The organism is Ruegeria sp. HKCCD6426 (assembly GCF_057221115.1).
The window spans coordinates 624,303-651,240 of the sequence record NZ_JBWVBF010000002.1 but is presented as its reverse complement, the minus strand read 5'-3'; the positions used below and the strand labels follow the sequence as shown (position 1 = coordinate 651,240).

21 protein-coding genes are annotated in these 26,938 nt (G+C 59.0%); 8 read left to right on the top strand and 13 right to left on the bottom strand.

From position 1 onward, the window contains the following. Window positions 1–32 precede the first annotated feature (32 nt). Genes AC2TDA_RS07885 through AC2TDA_RS07875 form a run of 3 tightly spaced genes read right to left on the bottom strand, consistent with a single transcriptional unit; the run spans window position 33 to window position 3,117 of the window. Window positions 33–917: an esterase-like activity of phytase family protein gene (locus AC2TDA_RS07885; RefSeq protein WP_480877494.1), complete on the bottom strand. Its 885-nt coding sequence runs from the start codon at window positions 915–917 to the stop codon at window positions 33–35. Next, the gene (mepA, locus tag AC2TDA_RS07880) at window positions 890–1,753 is read right to left on the bottom strand and encodes a penicillin-insensitive murein endopeptidase (RefSeq protein WP_480845244.1); all 864 of its coding nucleotides are present in this window, start codon (window positions 1,751–1,753) and stop codon (window positions 890–892) included. The genes AC2TDA_RS07885 and mepA overlap by 28 nt, the downstream gene beginning before the upstream one ends. Continuing rightward, the gene (locus tag AC2TDA_RS07875; RefSeq protein ID WP_480845243.1) at window positions 1,750–3,117 is read right to left on the bottom strand and encodes an MFS transporter; all 1,368 of its coding nucleotides are present in this window, start codon (window positions 3,115–3,117) and stop codon (window positions 1,750–1,752) included. Before AC2TDA_RS07875 ends, mepA begins: the two co-directional genes overlap by 4 nt. A gap of 129 nt (window positions 3,118–3,246) precedes the next feature. On the opposite strand from AC2TDA_RS07875, the gene AC2TDA_RS07870 reads away from it, so the two are divergent. The 3 genes from AC2TDA_RS07870 to yaaA all read left to right on the top strand — a co-directional run bounded on the left by AC2TDA_RS07870 (window position 3,247) and on the right by yaaA (window position 6,456). After that, window positions 3,247–3,534 carry a YggT family protein gene (locus AC2TDA_RS07870; protein WP_480845241.1) on the top strand — a complete coding sequence of 96 codons (288 nt, stop codon included), beginning with the start codon at window positions 3,247–3,249 and terminating at the stop codon, window positions 3,532–3,534. Window positions 3,535–3,612: 78 nt separating this feature from the next. Continuing rightward, window positions 3,613–5,652, top strand: coding sequence for a DNA helicase RecQ (recQ, locus tag AC2TDA_RS07865; protein ID WP_480877496.1), 2,040 nt, complete (start codon window positions 3,613–3,615; stop codon window positions 5,650–5,652). A 33-nt stretch (window positions 5,653–5,685) separates the two neighbouring features. Beyond that, window positions 5,686–6,456, top strand: coding sequence for a peroxide stress protein YaaA (yaaA, locus tag AC2TDA_RS07860; protein ID WP_480877497.1), 771 nt, complete (start codon window positions 5,686–5,688; stop codon window positions 6,454–6,456). Here the strand turns inward: yaaA and AC2TDA_RS07855 are convergent. From AC2TDA_RS07855 to AC2TDA_RS07835, 5 genes are all read right to left on the bottom strand, one after another. Beyond that, window positions 6,447–8,663, bottom strand: coding sequence for a response regulator (locus AC2TDA_RS07855; protein ID WP_480877499.1), 2,217 nt, complete (start codon window positions 8,661–8,663; stop codon window positions 6,447–6,449). The two genes, yaaA and AC2TDA_RS07855, sit on opposite strands and share 10 nt — an antisense overlap. A 66-nt stretch (window positions 8,664–8,729) precedes the next feature. Further along, the gene (locus tag AC2TDA_RS07850) at window positions 8,730–10,772 is read right to left on the bottom strand and encodes a hypothetical protein (RefSeq protein ID WP_480877501.1); all 2,043 of its coding nucleotides are present in this window, start codon (window positions 10,770–10,772) and stop codon (window positions 8,730–8,732) included. Then, a complete protein-coding gene (locus AC2TDA_RS07845; protein WP_480877503.1) occupies window positions 10,769–13,531 on the bottom strand; it encodes a DUF4159 domain-containing protein in 2,763 nt (920 codons plus the stop codon). Before AC2TDA_RS07845 ends, AC2TDA_RS07850 begins: the two co-directional genes overlap by 4 nt. Further along, window positions 13,528–14,403: a DUF58 domain-containing protein gene (locus AC2TDA_RS07840; RefSeq protein WP_480877504.1), complete on the bottom strand. Its 876-nt coding sequence runs from the start codon at window positions 14,401–14,403 to the stop codon at window positions 13,528–13,530. Before AC2TDA_RS07840 ends, AC2TDA_RS07845 begins: the two co-directional genes overlap by 4 nt. Beyond that, entirely contained in the window at window positions 14,400–15,407 is a 1,008-nt protein-coding gene (locus AC2TDA_RS07835) for an AAA family ATPase (RefSeq protein ID WP_480845231.1), read from the bottom strand. Before AC2TDA_RS07835 ends, AC2TDA_RS07840 begins: the two co-directional genes overlap by 4 nt. 64 nt (window positions 15,408–15,471) lie before the next feature. Here AC2TDA_RS07835 and AC2TDA_RS07830 point away from each other — a divergent pair, with 64 nt between their 5' ends. Then, entirely contained in the window at window positions 15,472–16,053 is a 582-nt protein-coding gene (locus AC2TDA_RS07830; RefSeq protein WP_480877506.1) for a DUF1285 domain-containing protein, read from the top strand. Here AC2TDA_RS07830 and AC2TDA_RS07825 read toward each other — a convergent pair. After that, window positions 16,022–16,984, bottom strand: coding sequence for a DMT family transporter (locus tag AC2TDA_RS07825; protein ID WP_480877508.1), 963 nt, complete (start codon window positions 16,982–16,984; stop codon window positions 16,022–16,024). The genes AC2TDA_RS07830 and AC2TDA_RS07825 overlap by 32 nt on opposite strands. A 180-nt stretch (window positions 16,985–17,164) precedes the next feature. Between AC2TDA_RS07825 and AC2TDA_RS07820 the strand changes: the two genes are divergently transcribed. Beyond that, a complete protein-coding gene (locus tag AC2TDA_RS07820; RefSeq protein ID WP_480877510.1) occupies window positions 17,165–17,920 on the top strand; it encodes a hydroxypyruvate isomerase family protein in 756 nt (251 codons plus the stop codon). A gap of 91 nt (window positions 17,921–18,011) precedes the next feature. Here the strand turns inward: AC2TDA_RS07820 and polA are convergent, their stop codons facing one another. From polA to AC2TDA_RS07805, 3 genes are all read right to left on the bottom strand, one after another. Further along, entirely contained in the window at window positions 18,012–20,816 is a 2,805-nt protein-coding gene (gene polA, locus AC2TDA_RS07815) for a DNA polymerase I (protein WP_480877512.1), read from the bottom strand. Between the two features lie 115 nt (window positions 20,817–20,931). Further along, window positions 20,932–21,615: a YrbL family protein gene (locus tag AC2TDA_RS07810; protein ID WP_480877514.1), complete on the bottom strand. Its 684-nt coding sequence runs from the start codon at window positions 21,613–21,615 to the stop codon at window positions 20,932–20,934. Window positions 21,616–21,662: 47 nt separating this feature from the next. Then, on the bottom strand, window positions 21,663–21,842 hold the full coding sequence (locus AC2TDA_RS07805) for a zinc-finger domain-containing protein (RefSeq protein ID WP_480878095.1): 180 nt from the start codon (window positions 21,840–21,842) through the stop codon (window positions 21,663–21,665). Window positions 21,843–21,929: 87 nt separating this feature from the next. On the opposite strand from AC2TDA_RS07805, the gene AC2TDA_RS07800 reads away from it, so the two are divergent. Beyond that, window positions 21,930–22,919 (top strand): ABC transporter ATP-binding protein, encoded by a 990-nt coding sequence (locus AC2TDA_RS07800; protein WP_480878097.1) that lies wholly within the window; start codon window positions 21,930–21,932, stop codon window positions 22,917–22,919. Here AC2TDA_RS07800 and AC2TDA_RS07795 read toward each other — a convergent pair. Further along, window positions 22,916–23,380 (bottom strand): DUF1203 domain-containing protein, encoded by a 465-nt coding sequence (locus AC2TDA_RS07795; RefSeq protein ID WP_480877516.1) that lies wholly within the window; start codon window positions 23,378–23,380, stop codon window positions 22,916–22,918. The genes AC2TDA_RS07800 and AC2TDA_RS07795 overlap by 4 nt on opposite strands. Window positions 23,381–23,490: 110 nt before the next feature. Between AC2TDA_RS07795 and AC2TDA_RS07790 the strand changes: the two genes are divergently transcribed. Beyond that, window positions 23,491–26,409: an error-prone DNA polymerase gene (locus AC2TDA_RS07790; protein WP_480877517.1), complete on the top strand. Its 2,919-nt coding sequence runs from the start codon at window positions 23,491–23,493 to the stop codon at window positions 26,407–26,409. A 50-nt stretch (window positions 26,410–26,459) separates the two neighbouring features. Then, complete coding sequence (locus tag AC2TDA_RS07785) at window positions 26,460–26,873, top strand: group III truncated hemoglobin (protein ID WP_480877519.1); 414 nt, start codon at window positions 26,460–26,462, stop codon at window positions 26,871–26,873. Window positions 26,874–26,938 lie beyond the last annotated feature (65 nt).

Below are 26,938 nucleotides of genomic sequence, written 5' to 3'. Positions count from 1 at the left end.
AGCCGCGCTTCTAGCCATTTGAAATCGGCAAGTCAATCGGGCAGCAGGTATTCCACCAGTTCCGTGCGCTGCAGCGCCATGAAATTGTCATCCGACACCATCATCGCGCGCAATCGGCCCTGCCTGTCGCGCCAGACTGACACCCCTTCGAGGTTGTCATGCGCGCCGGTGCCGGTCTCGAACAGGATTTCCTCGGCCTCCAGGTTGTCGCCATCTAACTGCCAACGTCGCAGACGCGAGCGAAACCCGGTCAGGGATACCGAACGCTCGAGCACATAGAACCGCCCATCCGGACCAATATCGGCGGAAACAGGCAGAAACTTGCCCCGCTGCGGCAATACAAAGGGTGTCGACCAAACCCGGCCATCCCAGCGGTACACCGGGATATCACCCTGCGCAGTCCGGTTTTTCTCGGTCAGAGTGTAAAGACGGGCCTGATCGTCAATCGCCAGCCCTTCAAAGGACCCGTTTCGATCAAGGGATTCAAACGCCTTAGGGCGTGGCAACACGCGGGCCTTGCTATCGGGGCCGGTGTAATGGGCCACACGATGGACACCTTCGAATGAAATGTAGAAAGACCCGTCCGGGGAATACGCGATCCCTTCGGAATCTCCGGCCCGGCCCGTCATGATGCGGCCTGTGCTGGACAGAACCGGCCAGCGATCCAGCATATCAATTCCGGTAATCTTATCCCCGTCACGTTCGATCCGGGCGGTAACGACGCTGGCCCGATCACTGACCACTGTCATGCTGTGCCCGTCATCCGAGATGTGGAGGGCCGAAAACCCACCGAACCAGTCGGCGTTGTTGCGCCACGCAAAACTGCCCAGATGGGTGGCGGTTTTGACGTCAACCGCCCAAACCGATCCCGCCATCAGCAGAGCAGCAATCAGTTGGACTGCAGAACCGAGGCGCATTGCTGGGGCAAATCTGCCAACCGGTACTCACGGCGTTTCTTGGGCGGCGGTGCGTTCGGGTCTGGCGGCGGCGGATTCAAGATATTGCGCACCCATTGCTGCGCTTCGGCGCAGCCATCCCCTTGGGGCGGCGGATCCTGATTGACGCAACCGCGTGATCCTTTCGGGCATTTCAACCGAACATGGAAGTGATAGTGATGGCCCCACCACGGCCTGATTTTGCGGAGATATGCCCGGTTGCCTTTCTCGTCATTGCACATCTGAACCTTGGCACCCGGGAAAACAAATATCCGGGCTACGCGTTTATCCTTGGCCGCTTCGCGCAGAACAGCGTGGTGCTGTTTGGTCCAATTGCCGTTGACGTAGGCCCCGTTAGACCGGCGCAGGGAAATGGACGAGATATTCTCGCGCGCCTTGCGTGACATACGCATGTTGTCGCCCGGCAGCATCCAGATATCGATGTCTAGGCCCAGTTGATGGCTGCGGTGGCCGGATGTCATCGGCCCGCCCCTTGGCTGGCTGATATCTCCAATATAGAGACCATTCCATCCCGGTTGCTTCGCGGCGAATTTGCTGAGGTCCTGCACGTAGTCAATTGCTTGCGGGTGACCCCAATTGCGATTCCGCGACAGGCGCATTGCCTGCCATGTCGGCCCGGTTTCGGGCAGTTGCACTGACCCCGCGGCGCATCCGCGCGAATAACTGCCGAAAGCAGCAGATTTTTGTTGAGAGCTTTGTTTTTGCGCCCCGAACAACTGCTTTGCCAGGGGCTGTGCCGTGGCGGTGCCCGCCAGTGTTACAAGTGCCAGTATTGCCAAAAAACGTCGTAAAATCATCTGCTCTGATCCCCTTCCGGTCTGACCCAGCGCATCAGGAATAGACCCAGAATAAACAACAGAATGATCGGTGACACCCCCAGACGCGCACTGCCGGTGACTGTTGTGGTAATTCCGATCAGCAGCGGCGCGGCAAAGGCGGTGGCGCGACCGGACAGGCCGTATAAGCCAAAGCTCTCAACCGGGGTTTCGGGGTCGGTATGGCGCACCATCATCGACCGGCTGCACGATTGCAGAATACCGCCCATACCTCCGATCAGTATACCGCAGCCAAAAAACACCAGATCCGGCAGGCTTGATCCTTCGGGCAAGGCAATGCCGTAGATCTGCGTCCTGTCCATCATGACAACAGTCGCGCAAACGAAGATAAGCACCCAGATGGCCACCAGAATGACCGGTTTAGGGCCATATTTCTTGTCCATTTTGCCACCAGCCCACGCAAATATGGCCGAGGCCAGCACGCTGACAATGCCAAAGACGCCGATCTTGATCAGATCCCACTCCAGCACCAGCCGCGCGTAGACGCCTCCGAAACTGTAAAGCCCGTTCAGAGCATCGCGGTAGAACATGGACGAGCCAAGATAGGCCGCCAGACTGACCCGGTAACGCAGTGCGGATATAGATTTTGCCAAAAGGCTCAGCGCCTCGCCCACGCTGCCTTTCTTGTCCGTTTGCGCGTCGTCCCGCACCCACAGGAAATAGGGCACCATGAACAAAACAAACCAACCGGCGGTAAAGGGCCCGACAAAGCGTGTGCCTTCGCGCGCAGCGGCATTCAGACCAAACATCGGGTCCATACCTATCAACGTCTTGCCATTGGGTTGTTCAACAAACAACGCCAACATGATCGCCAACGAGATCAGACCGCCGAAATAGCCAAAGGCAAAGCCCGAGCCGGAAATCTCGCCCACCTCATTGTCGTTGCCCAGATCGGGCAGCTGCGAGTTTATGAAAATCAGCGCGTATTCCGCACCGACAAACCCCAGCCCAAAGGCCGACAGCATCAGCCACATGTTCGATCCGTCCGGCATCGTGTACCACAGCGCCGCAGAGCCGACCGCATACATCACCGAAAAGGCGAATATCCAAGGGATTCGGCGTCCCGAAACATCGGCCATGGCTCCCAAAAGCGGCGCGCCAAAGGCGATAATCAGCCCGGTAATGGTCAGGCAATTTGCCCAGACCGTTTGTGCCTGTGCTGCGGCAGCCTGTGCGTCCAATCCGGAATTGGTATAAAATCCCGCCGCTACTCCGGCGAAATAGGGGCCAAAAACAAACGTGACGAGCAGAGTGTGATACGGCTGGCTTGCCCAGTCAAAAAACCACCAGCCCCAAATGCGCTTGCGCCTGGAAATCTCTGCCATCTCTGCCCCTTGTGTTCTTTGTCTTTATAAGACGGACCTTTGGGGCATTTCGCAAGCGTTCTATTCGGGCGCACTTGCTCTTTGCCGCCCGGGCGCTTAGGTCTCTGCAGATATGAAAACGGAGTGCCCATGCTGTCGCTGATCCAAATCCTGCTGCTGATCCTGGACATTGTCTGGTTCATCATCCTCGCCCATGTAATCATGAGCTGGCTGATCAACTTCCAGGTGCTGAATCTGCACCAACAGCTGGTGGCGCAAATCTGGTATGGTTTGAACCGGATACTAGAGCCTATCTATGGCCCGATCCGGCGCATTCTGCCCGCAATGGGCGGGCTCGACCTGACACCCCTGGTGGTGCTGGTCGCGGTCTATGCGTTGCGGATCGTCCTGATCAACAATGCGGTCTATTTCTACTGACCTCTTGTTCACCGAATCTTAGTATGTGATTGTCCTGTATTAAGAGCAGATAAACCTTAATACAGGGCCACCCCGCACATGTTCGACGCCGCACCGTTGCTGCGAGATGTCTTTGGATTCGACGACTTCCGCCCCGGGCAGGAAGAGATCGTGGATGCCGTGACGGCAGGTGAGAATGTGCTGGCCATCATGCCCACGGGCGGCGGTAAATCCTTATGTTTTCAACTGCCTGCCCTGTTGCGCGATGGCGTGACGGTGGTGATTTCCCCCCTGATCGCCCTGATGCGCGATCAGGTACGCGGGTTGCAAGAGGCCGGGGTCGAGGCCGGAGCACTGACCTCAGGCAACACGCCCGAAGAAACCGATGCCGTATGGGAGGCACTGGAGGCCGGACGGCTCAAACTGCTCTACATGGCGCCGGAACGATTGGCCGCCGGGTCGGCTCTGGGGATGCTCCGCCGGATCGGCGTCAGCCTGATCGCCGTGGACGAGGCGCATTGCGTCAGCCAGTGGGGCCACGATTTCCGCCCCGATTACTTGCGGATCGGAGAGCTGCGACGGGCGCTGAACGTGCCTCTGGCGGCCTTCACCGCGACGGCGGATGCGGAAACGCAAGACGAGATTGTCGAGAAGCTGTTCGACGGCACTCCCCCTCGCAAATTTCTGCGCGGGTTCGACCGGCCCAACATCCATCTGGCCTTTGGCGCCAAGGACGGTCCACGCAAGCAAATCCTCGACTTTGCCGAGGCGCGCAAAGGCCAATCCGGCATCATCTATTGCGGCACCCGCAACAAGACCGAAGTACTGGCCCAGGCATTGCGCGCAGAAGGTCATACTGCCTGCCACTATCATGGCGGGATGGAAGCCGAGGATCGCCGCATCGTCGAAACCCGTTTTGCCCGCGAAGACGGGCTGATCGTGGTCGCAACGGTCGCTTTCGGCATGGGGATCGACAAGCCCGATATCCGCTGGGTCGCCCACGCAGACCTGCCCAAGTCCATCGAGGCTTACTATCAGGAAATCGGTCGCGCCGGGCGCGATGGCGGGCCTGCCGAAACGCTGACTCTATACGGGCCGGAAGATATCCGTTTGCGCCGCTCGCAAATCGACGAAGGGTTGGCCCCGCCAGAACGGCGCATGGCTGACCATGCACGATTGAATGCCCTTCTGGGACTGGCCGAAGCACTGGAATGCCGTCGTCAGACTCTGTTGGGCTATTTCGGGGAACACACAGAGCCTTGTGGCAAATGCGATCTCTGCGATACGCCGCCCGAGGTGTTTGACGGAACCACGCCAGTCCGGATGGCCCTGTCTGCGATCCTGCGCACCGAGGAATGGTTCGGTTCTGGCCACCTGATCGACATCCTTTTAGGGAATGAGACCGACAAAATCCGGGCCCGCCGACATGACAACCTGTCCACCTATGGCATCGGCAAGGACTGGTCACGCCCGCAATGGCAGGCGATTTTCCGGCAGATGATGGGGCATGATCTGGTGCGCCCCGACCCAGAACGTCACGGCGCGCTGCGTATGACCGAGGCCGCGAAACCCATTCTGAAAGGTGAGACGCAGATCAACCTGCGCAAAGACACGATCCGTAAAGCGACCCGGCGCCCGGCCGTCAAAATGATGGTGTCCGAAGAAGACGCGCCGCTGCTGTCCGCACTCAAGGCGAAACGCCGCGCGTTGGCTGAGGCCGCGCGAGTCCCGGCTTATGTCATTTTCCCCGACCGCACGCTGATCGAAATGTCCGAGAAGCGTCCATCGACGCTTGACGATATGGCGCGTATTGGTGGCGTGGGGGCGAAAAAGCTGGAACGCTACGGCGATACATTCCTTGAAGTGATCGCCGGAGCGGTCGCGGCCATACACCCGGCGCGGCGCAAGCTGGCCGGGCGCGATCAGGGCGAAATCTATGACCGCCTGCTACAGGTGCAAAGTCAGCTGTCGCGTGGTCCCGAGGGGATTGACAAACCGCTGACCTGTTCCGCCTCGCAACTGGCCAAAGTTGCGCAAATGCGGCCCGATGACCCTCGCATGATGGAACAGCTGCTGGGCGATCGCCGTCACGAAAGGTTTGGCACCGCTTTTCTGGACGTGCTGCGACAAGCGGGCTAGATACCCATCGACAGGCAATAAATGAGGGCGGATATGCTGGTAGTGATTTCCCCAGCCAAGCGGCTGGATTGGGCAGAACGAGATGTGGACGTCACGCAACCAGACTTTCAGGATGACGCGATCCGCCTGTCAAAGACCGCGCGCAATCTGACGCTGGGCGACCTGAAAAAACTGATGGATCTCAGCGACGACCTGGCCCGCCTGAACCGTGACCGCTATCGCGCCTTTTCCGAAGCGCCTTGCGCCACTGTGACCCGGCCAGCCGCACTGGCTTTTGCCGGGGACACCTATCAGGGGCTTGAAGCTGCATCGCTGGACACCGAAGAAATGGCCTGGGCGCAAGACCACCTGCGCATCCTGTCTGGGCTTTACGGCGTATTGCGCCCGCTGGATGCCATTCAGGCCTATAGGCTAGAGATGGGCAGTAAACTGAAAACCCGCCGCGGTAAGAACCTATATGAATATTGGCGCGATCAGCTGAGCAAAACGCTGAATGCTCAGGCAGAAGAAGTCGGATCTCAGGTTCTGGTGAACTGCGCCAGCCAGGAATACTTCGGGGCAGTCGATCTTGGGGTCCTGAAACCACGCGTGACCACTCCAGTCTTTATGGAAGACAAAGGCGGTTCACCCAAGATCGTCAGCTTCTTTGCCAAAAAGGCGCGTGGCGCAATGGCGCGGTACATTGTCCAGCACCGGCTGACCGATCCCGAAGGCCTCAAGGATTTTGACACTGGTGGCTATGAATACCGCCCCGAACTGTCATCCGAGGACAAACCCGTCTTTTTGCGGCCTTATCATGCCTGATCACAGTTCTCTTTGCGCGCGGGCGGTTGCGCCTCGGGCGGGCAGTGGTCGACGATCATTTGCAAAATCAGATTTTTGTGCAGTGGTTTGGTCAGGTAATGATCCAATCCCGCCGCCAAAATTCCCTGATCATCTCCCGCCATAGCGTGGGCAGTGAGGGCAACGATAGGCACCCGATGTTGTGTGCCGATCTCGCGCCGCCGTATTTCTCCGGTGGCTTCTTTGCCGTCCATTTTGGGCATTGAGATGTCCATGAAGATTAGATCGGGGTCAAATTCGGCATAGGCCTCAATTGTCTCAAGCCCGTTGGCGACAATCCTCAAATCTATGTTCAGATCCTTGGTCATCTTTTCCAGTATCAGCTGATTGGTCCGGTTATCTTCAGCGGCTAGAACGCGCATCAGTCTCTGACCCTGGGGTTTTGGCGCAAATTCGTCGGCGCCACCAACTTCTTCTAATTGACCCTTCTGGGCGAAAACCGGCGCGCCGAGTGCCGTCAGCCGTGAATAAAGCTCTGACCGCGGGATGGGTTTTTGCAGAACGCCCTCTATCAGGCGATGCCCAGGATCGGCATGGATCACGCCCGGGTTGGCTGACATGACAACGATCGGCAGTTCGCCCCAGCCCCGGTCACGCAAGGTTGTAGCCAACTCAAGCCCGTCCATATCCGGCAGGTCCTGGTCACAGAGAACCAGATCAAACGAGGCGTCCACCACCTTCAGCGCTTCACGACCGGTATTGCACACGGTCACACGAGACCCGAGCCGTCCCAGTTGTTTCGTCAGGATGGCGCAATTCACTACCAGATCTTCGACCACCAGCACATGGCGCAACCGCCCGGCCAGATCAGGCGGTGCCGGCTGCGGTCCCTCGGCTGTTGGCAACGAGATACGAAAACCAAAGCAAGATCCTTTGCCCACCTCGCTTTCGACCCAGACTTTGCCGCCCATCATGGTGATCAGGCGTTTGGTTATGGCCAGCCCCAGCCCCGTTCCTTCAAACTGGCGGTTCCTCTCGTCTTCGACCTGATTGAACTCACCGAATATATGCCCAATTTTTTCGGGTTCGATGCCGATACCTGAATCTTCAATCGCCACGTGGATATCACAGCGTTGTGCGTCCATATCCGGCACTCCGGTGACGCGAATCAACACATGCCCATGTGTAGTGAACTTGACTGCGTTGCCCACAAGATTGGTCATGATCTGCCGTATTCGACCCGGGTCGCCAACAAACAGAGTTGGCAGGAACAGGTCGTAATCCACCAGCAGAGTCAGCCCCTTGTCGCGCACGCTGGGTTGCAGCAGCATCGCCACTTCGAGGATACAACGCTCGAAGTCGAACTGTTCCGGGTGCAGGGTAAGCTTGTCAGCCTCGATCTTTGAATAGTCCAGCACATCATTGATGATGACCAGTAGCGCCTCACCCGAGTTTCGAATTGTATTGACGTATAGCCTCTGCTCCTCGCCCAATGGCGTTTCGGTCAGCAGCTCCGTCATGCCGACGATACCGTTCATGGGGGTGCGTATCTCATGGCTCATATTGGCCAAAAAGGCGGATTTCGCTCGGTTGGCGGCCTCGGCCCGTTCGCGAGCAGCGTGCAGTTCGGCCTCGTGCCGAACGGAAGACGTAATGTTCAGCGCCAGACTGACGACGTCACCACCGCTGCCACGCTGATCGATCAGCCGGATATACTCGCCGTTCCACAGCAGGATCACAACCGGCTCGGGGTTGGCACTGGACCAGCGTGCCAGCATACGTTCTCGCCACTGCGAGACTGGCTCCGCCCCGATATCTACGATGCCTTCGTCCGTCAGCAGTTCAAGAATGCGGCGATAGTCGATTCCGGGCGCCACCTCGTCCAAGCCTTCGAACACACTCAGATACGCTGTATTGGCACTGATCAGCTGACTGTTTCCGTCAAAGAAGGCAAAACCGTCCTGAATGGTCTGGATCGAATGCCACAGCCGCCGCTCGGCCAGTTCGATCTTGGCATTGGCGACCGTCAGGTCAGATTTGACCTTTGCATTCTCGTCGCGCACCGTCTCGACTTCGGCTTGTGTCTCACCAATCTGACGGGTTAGCGCGATAGCGTGGCGACCAAGTTTACGATTTGCTGCCGACAGCTCGGCCTGTTTGAGGTGTAACAACCGCTCGGCCGCAAGACGCGCGCGCCGTTCCTGGGCTAGTTTTTCTGCTAGGCTCATCGCTGGACTTTCCGGGACTGTTTGCGCACAGCATCCCGGCAGACGATGAAAAAGTGCTTAAACTGTCTAGTGTCGCCCCTCTCGCAGCCAACCGGCCAGCAGGAACCCACCGGCCAGCAACAGAACCAGCCAGGGCGGCAACAGTCCTGCTTGGGTGACATCGCGGGTCTCATAAGCGTTGCGCGGAGTCAGCCCAATCCACCCGCGCCCGGCAGCCGGTCGCCCGGCGCGGACGTTGCGGATCACAGGCAGACCGTCCTCGACGCGAATCGCGCCGCCACGCATACCCGCCAGAACCGGGCTCAAAACCTCATCGGTGGCGATGGTATGCTCGAACTCTTTGGGCGCGGCGGGGCCTAGGCCGATCACGGCTGAGTGTTCGCCCTCCTGCAAGCGGTAGAGACCGATCTCGGGGCCAAAATACGTTGCCTCGAACCGACCAGGAGACACCTCCTGCAGCTCGACCTGTAGAGCTTCGCCATTCGGGCGAGTAACGGTCACTTTGCCGACCTCGTCGCTCAGGGTTTGGCGAATGATGCGCATAGACTGGCCGGTGGCTTCGGCCCACAGAGCTTCTTCTTCAAGCTCGGGTTCTTTCATCATCCAATGCGCCAGCCTGCGCAGCAGTTCCAGCTGCGGGCCGCCGCCTTCGAAGCCGCGACTCCACAGCCAGGCGTGGTCCGACGCCAAAAGCGCCACGCGCCCTTCGCCGACGCGATCAAGCACCAGCAGCGGGCGCTCGTCCACGCCCGTCATCAACACTTCGCCAGTACGGTGGTTCACATCAATCTGGCGCAACCACGCACCCCAACTGTCGGCATCGCCCAGATTCGTGGTCACAGGGTGACGTTGACCCAGTTCTGAAACCATAGGGACATACCGTTCCTCAATCACCCGCGCAGTGGGTTGTGCAGGCAGCAACGGTGCAAGCGGTGACCGAAAGATACTGTCGGCTGAGGCGAAATCAGGCCCAGCAGCGATCAGCACGGCGCCACCGTCGTTTATATAGTTGGTGACGTTGTCCAGGTAGATCGCCGGCAAAATGCCCCGCCTTTTGTAGCGGTCAAAGATGATCAGATCGAAATCGTTGATCTTTTCCAGAAACAGCTCGCGCGTGGGGAAGGCGATCAGCGACAGCTCATCCACCGGCACACCGTCCTGTTTCTCAGGTGGGCGCAGGATTGTGAAATGCACCAGATCGACGGAACTGTCCGACTTCAGAAGGTTGCGCCAGGTGCGCCCGCCCGGATGCGGCTCGCCCGAAACCAACAGAACGCGTAGCCTGTCGCGCACGCCGTTGATCTGGATCAGCGCGGTGTTGTTACGGTCGGTCAGCTCACCCTCGGCCTGAGGCACGGTGAACTGGATAACGTTGCGCCCGCCATGCGGCAGCGCAATAGGTACTTCGACGTCACGCCCAATGGGCATGGCAAAGCTTTCGGGTTCGCCGCCATCAACCGAGACTTCCAGCGGTGCGGTGACGGCACCGGGCGGCACGGCACCGCTGTCTTCGACCCGCAAAGTCAGAGTTACAGGCTCACCAATGATGGCAAAGGCCGGGGCGTTTCGAACAATCAAACGGCGATCCCAGTCGGCAGCACGTCCCGTTTGCAGCAGGTGCATCGGTGCCGGCAGGTCCGGGGCCTGATCGACGTCGTGGACGATGCCATCCGAAACGACGAGGATACCGGCGATGCGCGCGCGCGGTTCTTCGGCCAGCGCCGCGTTCAAGGCAGCCATGATCTGTGTACCTTCGTCCCCGTCCCCGTCGCCTACGCGGATGCGGCGCAGTTCGGTGTTCTCGCGGCTTTCGATTTCGGCCGCCAGTTCTTCGGCGGCTTGTGCGGTTTGATCCGCACGGTCCGACAAAGCCTGACTTGCGCTTTCATCCTCGATCATCAGAACAATGTCCGTCAGCGGCGCACGGTCTTCGATCTGATAGACCGGACCGGACAACGCCGCGATTACGACCAGAGCTGCCAGTCCACGCAACGCCCAGCCCGAAAGGCCGCGCCACAGGGCAAGCAACACTCCGCCCAGCGCGATAGTTGCGACAACCGCAAGAACCGGCCAATAAACGAGGGGATCAAAAATTACGGTTCCGGTCATTGTCCCAACCTGTCCAATAACGCGGGCACGTGGACCTGATCGGATTTGTAGTTCCCGGTCAGCACGTGCATCACCAGATTGACGCCAAAGCGATTGGCCAGCTCACGTTGGCGTTCCCCCGCATAGCCACGCCCAACCGGCAACAGCGCCTGACCATTACGATCCACGGCCCAGGCTCCGGCCCAGTCGTTGCCGCCGATCACCACCGGTGTGACATTGTCATTCAGGTTGCGGAAGGGCATCCCCTCGATCTGTTCCGCATCCAGCGGGGCCGCTTCGACCCAGATCTCGGTGCCGGAATAACGGCCGGGGAAATCCTGCAGCAAATAGAACGCGCGGGTCAAAACATGGTCACGCGGAACAGGCTCTAACGAGGGGATATTTAGCGGTGCCGCCAACTGCTGAAGCTTGCGGCCGTTTGCGCTGGAGGTGCCAAACCCAGCGATATTCGCGTCGCGCGTGTCGAACAGGATCATACCGCCTGAGCGTAGATATGCGTTCAGTTTGGCATAGGCCTCGGACGAGGGTTGCGGCTGATCCGGGGTAATTGGCCAGTAGAGAAGCGGGAAAAACGCAAGTTCATCACGTTCAAGATCGACACCAATCGGTTGGGCAGGCTCAACCGACGTGCGATAATATAGGGTCTGCACCAACCCACGCATCCCGGCCAGCGCGATTTCGTCCACCTCTGCGTTACCAGTCAAGACATGTGCCAGAACAAGTTCATGAGTGGCATCAAGCGCGAACTCGGTTTCCTCCGGCGTTTGCGCCTGCGCCTGCGGTACCACCAACAGAACACCCAAGGTCACGACCGCCGCGCGGGCCAGCCCCAGACGACCCGACAGGGATAACGAAGCGATCACATCCACAGTCAACAGAATCAGGGCCAGACTCAGCAGAATTCCTCCGACAGGCGTTTCGGTGCTGACTTCTTGCCCCTTGATCGGAATGTCCTGCGGCCAGACAACTGGGCTCAGAACAGCATCATCCGACAGAACATTCAGAGCAAGCTTCTGCTTGCCGCTTTCGTAAAGACCGGGACGCAGATCAGGCCCAATGGTTCCAGAAACCAGATCGACTCCGTCCACCCCCGGCAGATTTCCAGCTTCCGACAGGGTTCCGAACCCGTCCAGAATCTGGATCGGCTCCCACGTCGTGCCTTGCAGTTGTTCCACCTGCCGGGATTTGGCAGCAGAGGCCACTGCAAGTCGGTCCAGCATCTCAACGAACAGGCCGGATAACGGCAGGCTGGACCATTCCGCATCCGCCGTGACATGGAACAGAACCACCTGACCCAGCCCCAGCGACTTGCGCGTCACCAGAGGTGTGCCATCGGACAAGGACGCCACGACCCGATCCGCAAGGTTGGGATCTGGTTGCGCCATGACCTGAGTGATCACGGTAACGTCTTCCGGTATTTTCAGCCCATAAAACGGAGAGCTTTCCGGGAAAGGCGCCAATCCCTTGGCCTCACCCCAACTCATCGCGCCACCGACGGACCGCCCACCGCTGCGCAGGCGGACAGGCAGCAAAATGTCCTCTTCGTCCCGCCCCAGGTCACTGGCGGCCATGCGGGGACCGGCAAAGCGCAGCAGCAATCCACCCTGCTCGACCCATTCAACCAGCTCGGTCTGTTCGGTGTCGGACAATTTGGCGACGTCGGCCAGAACAATCACATCCGGATTGGCTGGCAAGACGTCCAGCAGACCGCCTTCAACGAAATCGGCGGTCGGGATCAGGACCTGTGTCAGGTAGTGCAACGGAGACAGCAGCTCCAACCCCTCACGGTTCAGCGTTCCTGCAATCAGGGCGACCTCGCGGCGACGCAGGCTGTCATCGATCAGAGTGACCGCGCCGGCGGATCGCTGACCCTGTATTTCGAATCGTGTAATTCTAGCCCGCAACTCGGACGGCAGCGCCAGCTCGGTTTGCGCCTGATTAGAGCCTTTTTCGAACTGCATTTCCGTAGAGTGCAATACCCGCTTGGCGCCGGCCGGGTCGCGCCCTTGTGCCAACAAAGTGACCGTTTCCGGCTCACTGGCATCAGCCCTTAGTGCGGTCAATTGGATTGCACCGTCCTGATAGGAGGCCGGGGCCACTGCGACAACCTGCGTCGCAGACATATAAGCTGTGACCGCACCCCGCGATTGCAAAGCCGAAAGCAACCGGTCATGCCCATCATAGGACAGGCGGTCACTGAACCAATGCGTGTCGAAACCGCCGGAAACTTCGTCCAATGTGGCAATGGCAGCGGCAATCTGCGTCTCGGTTGGTTGCCAAGGCATCGGAGTCAAACCGGGCAATCGCCCACGCCAGGCTTCGGCAGCTTGAAAAATCGGTGCCTCGGGCTCGGTCAAGCGAATGATCGACACGGGGCGTCCCGCCCGACCGGCCTCTGTCAGTTGCGCGTCGATCTGATCCAGGGTTGAGGACCAGCGCGTCGCCCCGGCCCAGCTGGCGTCTAAAACCAATAGCAGCGGTCCCGAACCTGTTTCGTCGCGCGCCGGGTTCAGAACCGGACCCGCCAGGCCAATGATGATCGCTGCTGCCGCCAGCATCCGCAAAAGAAGGAGCCACCAGGGCGTTCGGTCCGAGACGCTTTCATCATCTTTCAGACCCAGCATCAGAGTGACCGCCGGGAACAGACGGCGGATCGGCGCAGGCGGCACTGCACGCAGGATCAACCAGAGGATCGGCAAGGTCAGAAGACCCAGCAATATCCACGGGGCGGTAAAGCCGATACCCGCCAGAACCGTCATTGTGCCCCCCCATCCAATGCGCGATAGAGCCACAATAGAGCCGATTGTGCACTGTCCCCGGTGTGATGCAGACCCAGTTGCCAGCCAGTCGCACGGCACAGCTGCGCCAGCGCGTCCTTGCGTTCTGCCAGCCGATCCAAATACCGTTGACGCAGATCGCCGGCCTTGAGTGTTTCGTGACGGACAGTGCCGCCTACGCTTTCGAAAATGGTTCGGCCACGATAGGGGAAGGCCTCTTCACCCGGATCAAGGACCTGCAGCAGGACACCACGTACGCCCCGGTCAGCGGATTTGGTCAGGGCCAGTTCGACCTCATCCAGTGGTCCCAGAAAATCGGATATGAACACGGCACGCGCATGCGGAATCATGGCGCGGTGCTCCGGCGGAGCATAGTCGGTCTCGGAATCCTCGGTCCACGCTTGTGCCAACCGGATAATCTGAGCATTGCCCCGGCGCGGTGGTAGGGTGGTACCGGTCAGGCCCACGCGCTCGCCCCCACGCACCAGCAGAATAGCAGTTGAAAGGCCCAGTAGACGTGCCCGATCCGCCTTGGTCGGAAGCACTTTGTCTGATGCGAACCGCATCGAAGCCCCCTGATCCACCCATAACATTATGGATTGGGCAATCTGCCATTCCCGTTCACGCACAAATTGCTGATCCCCGCGCGCCGAGCGCCGGTGATCAATCAACCGGCGGCTGTCACCGATCTGAGCCGGACGGTATTGCCAGAAATCATCGCCAAGCCCCGAGCGTCTGCGTCCGTGATCGCCCAGCAACACAGTGCCTGCCAGATGCTCGGCCCGCGCCAATAGCGGCGGCAGCCGGGATGCCTCGGCTTCGGATCGTTCGCGAAGGGTCAGCGCGGCATTCACGCCGCTGCCTCTGTGCGGGTCAATCCGGTTGCCGTGGTTTCGATCAGATCGGCCAGGCTGTCACCACGCGCCCGTGCCGCAAAGTTCAGAGCCATCCGGTGGCTGAGCACCGGCCGCGCCATGTCCAGCACATCTTCGGCATTGGGCGCCAAACGGCCTTGCAACATCGCCCGGGCCCGCACTGTCATCATCAGCGCTTGTGCCGCACGCGGTCCCGGACCCCAGGCCACGGTTTCAGCAACACGATCAGATACGCCCGGTTCTTCCGGACGGAATGCGCGCACCAGATCAAGGATCAGTTCAACAACCGAATCCCCCACTGGCATACGACGCAACAAAACCTGGGCCGCCAGCAATTCGTCCTTGGTGAAAATCTGGCTGGCCTCTTCCTCTTCAACCCCGGTCGTGGCCAGCAGGATGTCGCGTTCTGTCTGGCGGTCGGGATAATCCACATCGATCTGTACCAAAAAGCGGTCCAGCTGGGCTTCGGGCAGTGGGTAGGTCCCTTCTTGTTCGATCGGGTTTTGCGTGGCCAACACGTGGAAAGGCACACCCAACGAACGATCTTCGCCCGCAACCGTGACCGTACGCTCTTGCATCGCCTGCAGTAGCGCTGATTGAGTCCGCGGGCTGGCGCGGTTGATCTCATCCGCCATCAGCAGCTGGCAGAAAATGGGCCCCGAGATGAATCGGAAGTGCCGGCTGCCGTCCTCGGCGGTGTCCAGAACCTCGGATCCCAGTATGTCGGCCGGCATCAGATCGGGCGTGAACTGGATTCGATTGCCATGTAACCCCATCACGGTGGACAATGTTTCAACCAAGCGGGTCTTTCCCAGCCCCGGCAGACCGATCAACAATGCGTGACCGCCGCACAAAAGAGCGGTCAAAGTCAGATCCACGACCCTCTCCTGTCCGATAAAACGGCGCGTGATCGATAGTTTGGCCTCTTGTAGCTTGTTTTCCAGCGCTTCGATCTCGGCAACGAGGTCGGCAGGTTCGGTCATGACTTTCCCTTCCGTGGACTATTATGATTGAAGTGTATCGCGCTGAGAGGAAATGGCAAAAGCAATGAGCGGACAAAAACCTGTGACACCCTCACCCGATGGTCTGGCGGCATCGGTCAAAGCGGCCAAAACTAGGGGTTTACCGCCCGTTCACCTGTGGAATCCTCCGTTTTGCGGCGATCTGGACATTCGGATCGCCAAAGATGGTACCTGGAGTTATTTAGGGTCGCCCATCAACCGGTTCGAGCTTGTGAAGCTATTTTCCTCAATTCTTAAGAAAGAAGAGAACAAGTATTACCTAGTAACCCCGGTCGAAAAGGTGGGAATCACCGTCGATGATGCGCCTTTTGTTGCCGTGGATTTCGAACGCGCTGGGGAAGGCGATACTCAGACCCTGACATTCATTACCCAAGTGGACGATAGGGCAACGGCCGGTCCAGATCACCCGATCAGGATTGTCAACAATCCGGATACAGATGAACCTTCACCCTATGTATTGATCCGCGCGAACCTCGAGGCCCGGATCGACCGCAAAAGCTTTTACCGCCTCGCAGAGATAGGCGCCCATCACGATAACTGGTTCGGTGTCTGGTCTGGCGGCCAGTTCTTTCCCCTCATCGCGTCTGACAGTCTGGTGGAAGACTAGGCGACCGCGGCCTGCGGTCCTGGGCCAAAACGACGGCAAGCGCCACGACGCCGGCCCCCATTGCGCGGGTCCAATTCCATTCCTCACCCAGCACAACCAGGATCACCATGACATAAAATGGTGCGATATTGATGTGAAACGAAGCAAGAGCAACGCCGAGCTTGCCGATTGACGCCACAAACAGAACCTGGCTGAGCCCAAGCGCGACAAGAGCGTAGATTGCCAGCATCCCCGCCTGCTGCGTGTCAAACGGTGCTGTTGGCAAAACCTCCATTCCGAGCTGGCCAGCCCCTATCAGCAGAATCGAGGTCATAAAAAGACCACCGACCAGCGTAATCGTGCTTCGCCCGACCTGGCTGAGCTCGGGGAAGTCGCGCGCCGTAGCCATGCAGGCCCAGCAGAACAACGCTGTCGACAAAACGGCACAGGTGGCACCCAGCCCTAGCTGTGCCGGAGCAACAGCGCTGGTCGCAATCAGACCTCCGACGATCGAGGCTGCCAAACCAAACAGAAAATTCAGTTTCAAACGCCGTGTTCCTGCCAAAAGCTCTAGCAGCGTCGCAATGATCGGGGCTGATGAGGCAATTATCGCTACTGTGACCGGGTCGGTTAACTTCTGAGCAACAAGAAGCAGAAACATTCCCAATCCTAGCCCCAAACCTCCGACGCGCATCGCATGACCCCAACGGGCGCGCAAAACACGGTCTGGTCCGTCGAGCAAAAACCAGATCGGCACCATCACTGCGGCTGCCAGCGCCAATCGCGCCACGATCAACGTGATCGGCGGCCAACTTTGCAAGAGGATCTCTGCTGCTGGAAAGCCCGCAGCCCAAGTCAACATGGACGCAACAGCCAGCGTATTCCCGGACAGCGCGGATTGCCGCCCATCAGACGCAACTAGGGTGTTCCCGCGAACGGGTTCAGGGCTCATAGCCATCGCATACAGACCTTTTTCTGACACGGCGCCGTTGAAATGATTCGCCGCGATAGGCCGAATGTCTCTGATTTGAAACTGGCGATCTGGCTAATTTTCGACACTCTGTCGTTTTCAGGCTCTTTCGCGAAAAACACCTGAAAGCTAAGATCCGTTCATCACGACCTGAGACCCAGCATGCCCAGATTTGCCGCCAATATTTCGCTGCTCTTCCAAGAGCTCCCCTACCTTGATCGGTTTCAGGCAGCAGCGGAGGCAGGTTTCAAAGCGGTCGAGGTCTTGTTCCCTTATGACCTGGCCGCAAAGGAAACGCGCCGGGCACTGTTGGCCAATGGGTTGGAGCTTGCGTTGATCAATGCGCCGCCACCCAACTACACGGGAGGTACGCCAGGTTACGCCGCGATACCCGACGGCCAGGCGCGCTTTCAGTCAGATATCAAACGCGTCATGCGGTATGCGGACGTGCTGCGTCCCGGGCTGATCCACATCATGTCGGGCTATTCATCAGGCCCGCTGGCGCTGGATTGCTTTGTGCAAAACCTGCAATGGGCCGCAGATTTCGCCCCGCAACAGAACTTCACAATCGAGCCACTCAACCCGGTTTCTCAACCGGAGTACTTTCTGAACGATTACGCTCTGGCGGCCGACGTTCTGGACCGAGTGAACCGTCCTAATGTCGCCCTTCAATATGACAGTTTTCACGCGCATATGATCCACGGTGACGCAATTGCCATCTGGAAGGCCTACCGGGATCGGATTTCACATGCCCAGATCGGCGCTGCCCCAGATCGCTCGGAGCCGGGGCGCGGTGAAACGGATTTCCCAACACTATTCGCCAAAATGGACGCCAGCGGATACACGGGTTGGGTCAGCGCGGAATACACTCCGTCTACGCGCCAAACCCAAGCCAGTCTGGGTTGGATGCAGCCATAGCATCTGCTACGCGCCCGGTCGGGCCGCAGGCCTGACCCGCTGCGAAGATGGCCCGTTGGGCCTGATGAGCAGCGTACCAATTGGCTTGATCTCAATGTGCCTCAGCCCAGTTGGCACCCTGACCTGCGTCAACCACCAGCTTTACATCCAGTTTCACAGCGGGATCCGATGCGCCCTCCATCACGTCACGTGCGGTCGCGATCACCTGATCCACGGCGTCTTCGGCCACTTCGAACAGAAGTTCGTCGTGCACCTGCAACAGCATCTTTGCGGGCAGACCATTGATGGCACCCGGCATCCGCACCATGGCCCGCCGGATCACATCGGCTGCCGTCCCCTGAATCGGTGCGTTGATGGCCGCACGGCGCGAGAACCCGGCATGTGGGCCCTTGGCGTTAATTTCGGGCGTGTGGATTTTTCGTCCAAACAGTGTCTGCACATAGCCATTCTCTTTGGCGAAAGCGACAGTGTTATCCATATAGCGCCGAATGCCGGGGAAGCGTTCGAAATAGCGGTCGATGAACCCCTGCGCCTCGGCCCGAGGAATGCGCAGATTGCGCGCCAGCCCAAAGCCGGAAATCCCATAGATAACGCCAAAGTTGATCGCCTTGGCCTGACGGCGAATGTCAGGGGTCATCTCGTCCAATGGTACATCGAACATCTCGGACGCGGTCATCGCATGAATGTCCAGACCATCCGAAAACGCCTGTTTCAGAGCCGAAATATCCGCGATATGCGCCAAAATCCGCAGTTCAATCTGGCTGTAGTCCAGGCTGACCAGCACATTTCCAGGTTCGGCGATGAACGCTTCACGAATGCGTCGCCCTTCCTCAGTACGGACGGGTATGTTCTGAAGATTTGGATCGGTCGAGGCCAAACGCCCGGTATTCGCACCGGTGATCGAGTAGGACGTATGCACCCGGCCTGTATCGGCGTTGATATGGGTCTGCAGCGCATCTGTATAAGTCGATTTAAGTTTGGACAGTTGCCGCCAGTCCAGCACCCGGCGCGGCAACTCATGCTCGGTCGCGAGGTCTTCCAGAATATCAGCACCCGTCGAGTATTTCCCGGTCTTGCCCTTCTTGCCGCCTTCCAGGCCCATCTTGTCGAACAGGATTTCACCCAGTTGCGCAGGGGAGCCGACGTTGAAATTCTCGCCCGCCAACTCATGAATGTCAGCCTCCAGCCCGGCCATCTTTTGCGCAAATGCGTTAGACATGCGGCTCAGCACATCGCGGTCGACCTTGATGCCATGCATCTCCATCTCGGCCAGCACCGGGACCAGCGGGCGTTCCAGCGTTTCGTAAACTGTAGTCACCTGCACCTGATGAAGCTGCGGCTTGAACAGCCTCCACAGGCGCAGCGTGATATCCGCATCCTCGGCCGCATAGGCGGTGGCCTCGTCAATCGGCACCTTGTCAAACGTGATCGCTGACTTGCCCGAACCCAGTAGCGGTTTGATCGGAATCGGCGTGTGGTTCAGATAGCGCTCGGACAGCGTGTCCATGCCATGCCCATGCTCACCGCCATGCATCGCGTAAGACATCAGCATCGTGTCGTCGATCGGGGCAATGCTCACACCATAGCGTGCAAAGATCTTGGCATCATATTTCATGTTCTGCCCGATCTTCAGGATCGAGGGATCCTCAAACATCGGTTTCAGCAGTGTTAGAGCCTCATTCAGCGGCATCTGCCCCTTGGCCAGCGCATCCGTCCCGAACAGATCATCCGTCGCGCTTTCGCGGTGGATCAGCGGAATATAACAGGCCTCACCCGGCTCGATGCACAGCGAAATCCCGACCAGATCTGCAATCATCTCATTCAGGCCGGTGGTTTCGGTATCCACCGCAACCCAACCCCGTTCATAAGCCTGGGCAATCCATTTCTGCAAAGCGTCCGCGTCGCGCACGCATTCGTATTTCGATGCGTCGAAAGGGATGGCTTCGGCGCCGGCATCTTCAACGGCGGGCGCGGGTGCATCTGCTATTACCGGAGCCTCGGCGCCCAGCTTGTCCGCGATCCGCTTTGTAAGGGTGCGGAACTCCATCTCGGCCAGAAAACCCAAAAGCGTCTCCGGCTCAGGGTCTTTAACCTCAAGATCGTCCAGCGTGAAATCCAGTGGGGTTCTCTCATCAAGCTGCACCAGCTTTTTCGACAGTTCTATCTGATCCCGCTTTTCGATCAGCGTCTGGCGACGCTTGGGCTGCTTGATCTCCTCGGCCCGGTCCAACAGCGTTTCCAGATCACCGTATTCGTTGATCAACAGGGCTGCTGTTTTTACCCCGATCCCCGGCGCACCCGGAACATTATCGACGCTGTCCCCGGCAAGAGCCTGCACATCCACAACACGCTCGGGACCAACCCCAAATTTCTCGAACACACCATCGCGGTCGATGCGTTTGTTCTTCATCGCATCCAGCATATCAACCCCGTCGCCCACCAGCTGCATCAGATCCTTGTCAGAGCTGACGATGGTCACACGGCCGCCCGCATCGCGGGCCTGAACAGCGAGGGTCGCGATAATGTCGTCGGCCTCATACCCCTCCAACTCCTTGCAGGCGATATTGAAGGCCTTCGTTGCCTCACGCGTCAGGGGCATCTGAGGGCGCAGATCCTCTGGCATCGCTTCGCGATTAGCTTTGTACAAGTCGTACAGATCGTTGCGGAACGTGTGTGAACCCTTGTCGAAGATCACCGCAACATGGGTCGGCGCATCTGACCCGGCGTTATCCTCAACATATTTCTGCAACATGTTGCAAAAGCCAGAAACCGCGCCAATCGGCATTCCGTCAGATTTCCGCGTTAACGGCGGCAAAGCGTGATAGGCCCGAAAAATAAAGGCTGATCCATCGATCAGATGCAGGTGGCAACCTTTTCCGAACTTCGTATGTGACATGTATGGCTCCGGCATAGGGTTCGGGGAACATCTAAAGGACGCGGGTGGAATTGACGAGCCTGTTGACTATTCAAATCAACGAGTCGAGACATTCACGTTCTGATCTCGGCGCAGTTCAACTAAATGCAAAAGTCCGGCGATTTTTGTTCCAGGCAAGGCCAAGCTTGCCCGCCAGGATTTCAAACCGGCGATTAAGTGACCGGTCATTCAATCGCCGCGACAAGCTTCTCAATGGGATCAGGTTGTGCTCTCCATACCCGTCAACCAGGAAAAAGCCGGATTCTGCCCCCCGATTCCCGTAAACGATATTTCTTGCATTCAGGTCGCGCGCAACAATTTGAAGATCATACATTTTGTCAACAAAAGCATTCAACTGATCCAGCTTCTCGGTGGTCAACTCATTGCGCTTGCACATTTTGGCCAGATGCAATGCCAAGCCGTTGTCTTCGCCGCATATTTTTTCGACGACAACCCCAGGCCCGCGATCCGTTTGCACGATCCCAAGCATTCTGGGCAAAGGCGAGCTTTTGATCTGCTCGCCAATTTTCATCGCGACCTTCAGTTCACACTCGACCTCATTCAACATATTGCGATATTTCGCATCCGCGAAAACACGCCATGCAATGCGCTTTGCAAGGCCGCGAACTCCATTCCGTGCGTCTGCATTTCTTATCTTAATCAGTAAATCCGACCGCCCGGGAAAGGTGTATACTTCCCGCACCCAACCCGTCGTCAAAAGCGCCAAATCTGACACCATGATAACGTCGGCCATTAGAAAACAATCTGATCTCGCGCTCATGCTTCAATGTACCCTTGCCCACACCAGGCGAGATCGTCGGATTGGTCTCAACCGTTAGGTTCGAACGTGTTTAATACATACCTGCAATCGCAATACGGACATTCAACCCAACCCGTATCCTCAGGGATTTGCAGCCAGACACGCGGGTGGCCCAATGCGCCTTCGCCGCCGTCACAGGCAACACGGGCGGTTTCGACGATCTTGGTTTCCGGCGCTTCAAGTGTCACGGCTGGCGATCCTTCCATGGTTGTCGGCCTCGCGGGCATGTAATAGGTGCGTTTATGAGCGATGAGGAAACCGGGGGCAAGAGCCACATGACCGATGCGGCAATCAGGATCGAAGGTCTGCGCAAGACTTATCGTGGCGGCAAGGGACAACCTGAGAAACACGCTCTGAAAGGCATCGACCTTACGGTTCCGCGCGGGTCGGTTTTTGGATTGCTGGGGCCGAACGGGGCGGGAAAATCGACTCTGATCAACATTCTGGCGGGGCTGGTGGTCAAAACCTCGGGGCACGTCTCAATCTGGGGCTTCGACCAGGATCGCAATCCACGGCAATCCTGCGCTGCAATCGGCGTCATGCCGCAAGAACTGAACCTTGATCCGTTCTTCACCCCTCGCGGCGCTTTGGAAGTGCAGGCAGGGCTTTACGGCGTTCCGAAATCCGAGCGGCGCAGTGATGAGATTCTGGGGCTTGTCGGTCTCAGCGACAAGGCCGACGCCTACGCCCGCACTCTGTCGGGCGGTATGCGGCGGCGGCTGTTGCTGGCCAAGGCGCTGGTGCATCATCCGAAAATTCTGGTTCTGGACGAGCCCACGGCAGGCGTCGATATCGAACTACGCCAGATGCTCTGGACCAATGTACGCAAGCTGAACGAACAGGGCATGACAATCATCCTGACCACACACTATCTGGAAGAAGCGCAGGAGATGTGCGACGAGATTGCCATCATCAACCACGGCGAGAAGGTTGCACAAGACAGCACCGCCAACCTTCTGGGCCGGATGGACAGCCGGACTATGGTGATCCTGCCCGACAATCCGATTACCGATTTGCCAATCACCGAGGGTGTCGAGGCCATGCTGCGCGACGACGGCAACCTCGTTCTGCAGTATCGCAGCACCCAGACCAGCGCCGAGCAGGTCCTGGACTCGATCCGTCAGGCCGGTATTCGCATCCGCGATGTCCGCACCGAAGAGGCGGATCTGGAAGATGTGTTCCTCGCTCTTACCTCGACCCGCACGGATGTCCCGGTGGACGATCTGGATCAACCGCGTCGGGGCATGCACCGCGTCAAGCTTTAGATTCGGTCGATCCGCGCCTGATAGCAATTGTTGCGGGCGGACCGGACGTGGATATAGGCGATGTCCGGACGGGCAAAGATGTCTCTGACTGCGGTGCCGATCTGATCCGCAGGCGTGATCGCCCCGGTGCCATAAACGATCCGGTCATCCTCGCCATAGCCTTTGATCAGATAGTCGGGCGAGGTCGTCAGAATTTCGGGTAACTCTTCACCTTCGTACCGCTCGCAGGGGGCAGCACACAGAAAGATCGGGCCAGTTTCCGCGTAAGGATGTGTCTCTAAAAAAGGGCGATGTGCCAAAATCAGCATGTCGTCCCCTTCGGGAGTGTTCTGCAAACAATGGCGGCAAGGGTTACCTGTTCCCGTCGAAACAGCTCGCTCGGGTGTGGCGCCGTAGGCATCCCGGCCGCCAGCTTGCAGGGTGCGTACTTCTTCGGTGGGTAGTGCTGTGATCTTGAACATCTCGGGTCCCCTTTTTCCCCGACCATGCCCACCGGATCAGCCCCAAGCGACCCGTTTCCTGCGCAAAGGACTCGAAAAAGAACAAAACGTGAATATAATACTGAATCACCATGTATGCCGAACTGTCGATCACGTCGAATTTCACCTTCCTCACCGGGGCCTCTCACCCCGAGGAGTATATGGAGCGTGCCGTCACCCTTGGCCTGCCTGCCATTGCGATTGCCGATGACAACTCGGTCGCCGGGATCGTCCGCGCCCACACCCAAGGGCGCGAGATCGCCCGCAAGGTGCGAGAGCGCGTGGAGTGGGAGGCACAGAACACCTCGACCGGCCCACCCTGCCCCGATCACATCCCCAAACCACCCTCTTATCCGATCCACGCGGTACCGCGCCTGATCCCGGCGGCGCGGCTGACTTTTACCGACGCGCCGACCGTCACCGCTCTGCCCCTGAACCGGCAGGGCTGGGCCAATCTGTGCCGTATCCTGTCCAAAGGCCGCCTGCGCGCCGAGAAAGGCGATTGCATCCTGCACCTGTCGGACCTTTTGGAATTCTCCGACGGTCTCCACCTGCTGCTCTGGCCACAAGCGATCCGACCCCCGGACGGCGCGAGCGTATGGCGGACACAGGCGCAACAGCTGACGCGCCGCTTTGCCGGGCGGATGCATCTGTTGATGCATCCTCGGTATGATGGCGCAGATAGCACATATTTCTCTTTATTAGAGACTGAATCAAGGCGGATCGGCATCCCCACACTCGCCAGCGCCACGCCGCTGATGCATCACGGCACCCGCCGCAAGCTGGCCGATGTACTGACCGCCATCCGCCTGCGCCGCAAGGTGGATGAGCTAGGCCGCGAGGCACTGGCCAACGGCGAACAGCGTCTGCGGTCTGAGGCCGAGATGCTGCGTATCTTCAAAGGTCACGAGGGTGCCGTGGCGCGCGCGCATGCACTCAGCCAACAGCTCACATTCTCGCTCGACGAGCTGCGGTATGAGTACCCAAGCGAGGGCAGTGAACAGGAAACCCCTACCGAACGCCTGCACCGCCTGGCGCATGATGGGTTGGCCTGGCGCTATCCGGCAGGCGCTTCGGAAAAGACGAAAAAGATGCTGGCGCATGAGCTCACCCTGATCGGTAAGCTCAAATACGAACCCTACTTCCTTACCGTCCGCGATATCGTTAGTTTTGCCCGTTCTCGCGGCATCCTGTGCCAGGGACGCGGGTCGGCGGCCAATTCGGTGGTCTGCTTCTGCCTCGGCATCACCGAGGTCAGCCCCGAGATGGGCACGATGGTGTTCGAACGGTTCGTCTCGGAAGCCCGTGATGAGCCGCCAGACATCGACGTGGATTTCGAACATGAACGCCGTGAAGAGGTGATTCAGCACATCTATGACCGCTACGAACGCCACCGCGCGGGCCTCTGCGCAACGGTCGTGCATTACCGCGGTAAACGCGCCATCCGCGAGGTCGGCCGCGCCATGGGTCTGACCGAAGACACCATCTCGGCGCTCTCCTCGCAACTCTGGGGCTTCTTCTCGGCCTCTGGCCTCGAAGCCCAAAGGATGCGTGAAATCGGCCTCGACCCCGAAGATCGGCGGCTAAAACAGACTCTAATGCTGGTCTATGAGATCGACGGCTTTCCCCGTCATCTCTCGCAACATGTCGGCGGCTTCATCATCACCGAGGGGCGGCTGGACGAGCTTGTCCCCATCGAAAACGCCACGATGGAGGATCGCACGGTCATCTGCTGGGACAAGGACGACATCGACAGTCTGGGCATCCTCAAGGTCGATGTGCTCAGCCTCGGGATGCTCACCTGCATTCGCAAGGCGTTCGACCTGATCGGGCAGCACCACCAGACCAGCTATACGCTGGCCACCCTGCCGCCCGAGGACCCTGTCATCTACGACATGCTATGCAAGGCGGACAGCATCGGCGTGTTTCAGGTGGAAAGCCGGGCGCAGATGAACTTTCTACCCCGGATGCGACCGCGCAATTTCTATGATCTGGTGATCGAGGTCGCCATCATCCGCCCCGGCCCCATTCAGGGCGATATGGTCCACCCGTATATCCGCCGCCGCAATGGAGAGGAGGAGGTCAGCTTCCCCTCGGACGAGCTGGGCGAGGTGCTGGGCAAAACGCTGGGCGTGCCGCTGTTTCAGGAACAGGCGATGCAGATCGCCATTGTCGGCGCGGGCTTCACCCCGGAACAGGCCGACCGGTTGCGCCGGTCTCTGGCGACGTTCAAGAAGCACGGCAATGTCAGCGAATTCCGCGCCCTGTTCCTGCGCGGCATGAAGCGTAACGGCTATGAACAGGACTTCGCCGAGCGCTGTTTTTCCCAGATCGAAGGCTTCGGCTCGTATGGTTTCCCCGAAAGCCACGCGGCCAGCTTTGCCTTGCTCGTCTATGCCTCGGCCTGGATCAAATGCCACCACCCGGGGATTTTCGCCTGCGCGCTGCTGAACTCGCAGCCGATGGGGTTCTACGCCCCGGCCCAAATCGTGCGTGATGCGCGCGAACACGGGGTGCAGGTGCGCCCGGTCTGCATCAATGCCAGCTTCTGGGATAATGTGATGGAACCCGACGGCCAGGGCGGGCTGGCCCTGCGGCTGGGCTTCCGCCAGATCAAGGGCCTTAGCGAGGAAGATGCCAGCTGGCTGACCGCCGCGCGCGGCAATGGCTACCACCAGGTCGATGACGTCTGGCGCCGGGCGGGGCTGGGACCGTCGGTGATCGAACGTCTGGCCGAGGCGGATGCCTTCGCCGCCTGCAACCTGACCCGGCGCGAGGCGCTGTGGCAGGCCAAGGCGATTGCCACCACCAAACCGCTGCCGCTGTTTTCTCAGGATCTGGAAGGTGAGGCACTAGACGAGCCTGAAGCCTATCTGCCGCAGATGACGCTGGGCGAGCAGGTGGTCGAGGATTACGTCGCCACCCGTCTCAGCCTCAAGGCGCACCCGGTGGCTTTGCTGCGGCATCTGTTGACGCCGGACCAGCGCGACAAAACCACCCCTGTAGCATGATCGTGGAACGGGTTATTGGCCTTGAACAGAGTCGAAATCCGAGACCGCCCATGTCCAGACCAACCCTGCCACCGCGCTTTCCCGCGACGCCCGAACAGATCAACGCGCAGGTCCGCGCCTTCTACGCCCGCGTCCGGCAGGACACGCTGTTGGGCCCGGTATTTGCCAACCACGTCACCGACTGGCCTGCGCATGAGGAAAAGATCGCCGCCTTTTGGCGCAACGCCATTCTGTTCGAGCGTAGCTATGATGGTAATCCGCAGCGCGTGCATATCGAACGACCCGACGTGAAACCGGAATTCTTCGCCCACTGGCTGGATCTGTTCGAAGAGGTCGCCACCCAGACGTTGCCGCCCGAGACCGCCACGCCATGGGTCGCCCTGGCCCGCCGCATCGGCGTGGGGATGAAAGCGGGCGTGCAATCCGCGCGTCAACCCAAGGACGCGCCGCCGATCCTGCAATAATCTTGGACCATGTCGGCAATGACATGTTAGCGGTAAAATAAGGGCTACCCGCCTCAGAAAAAAAT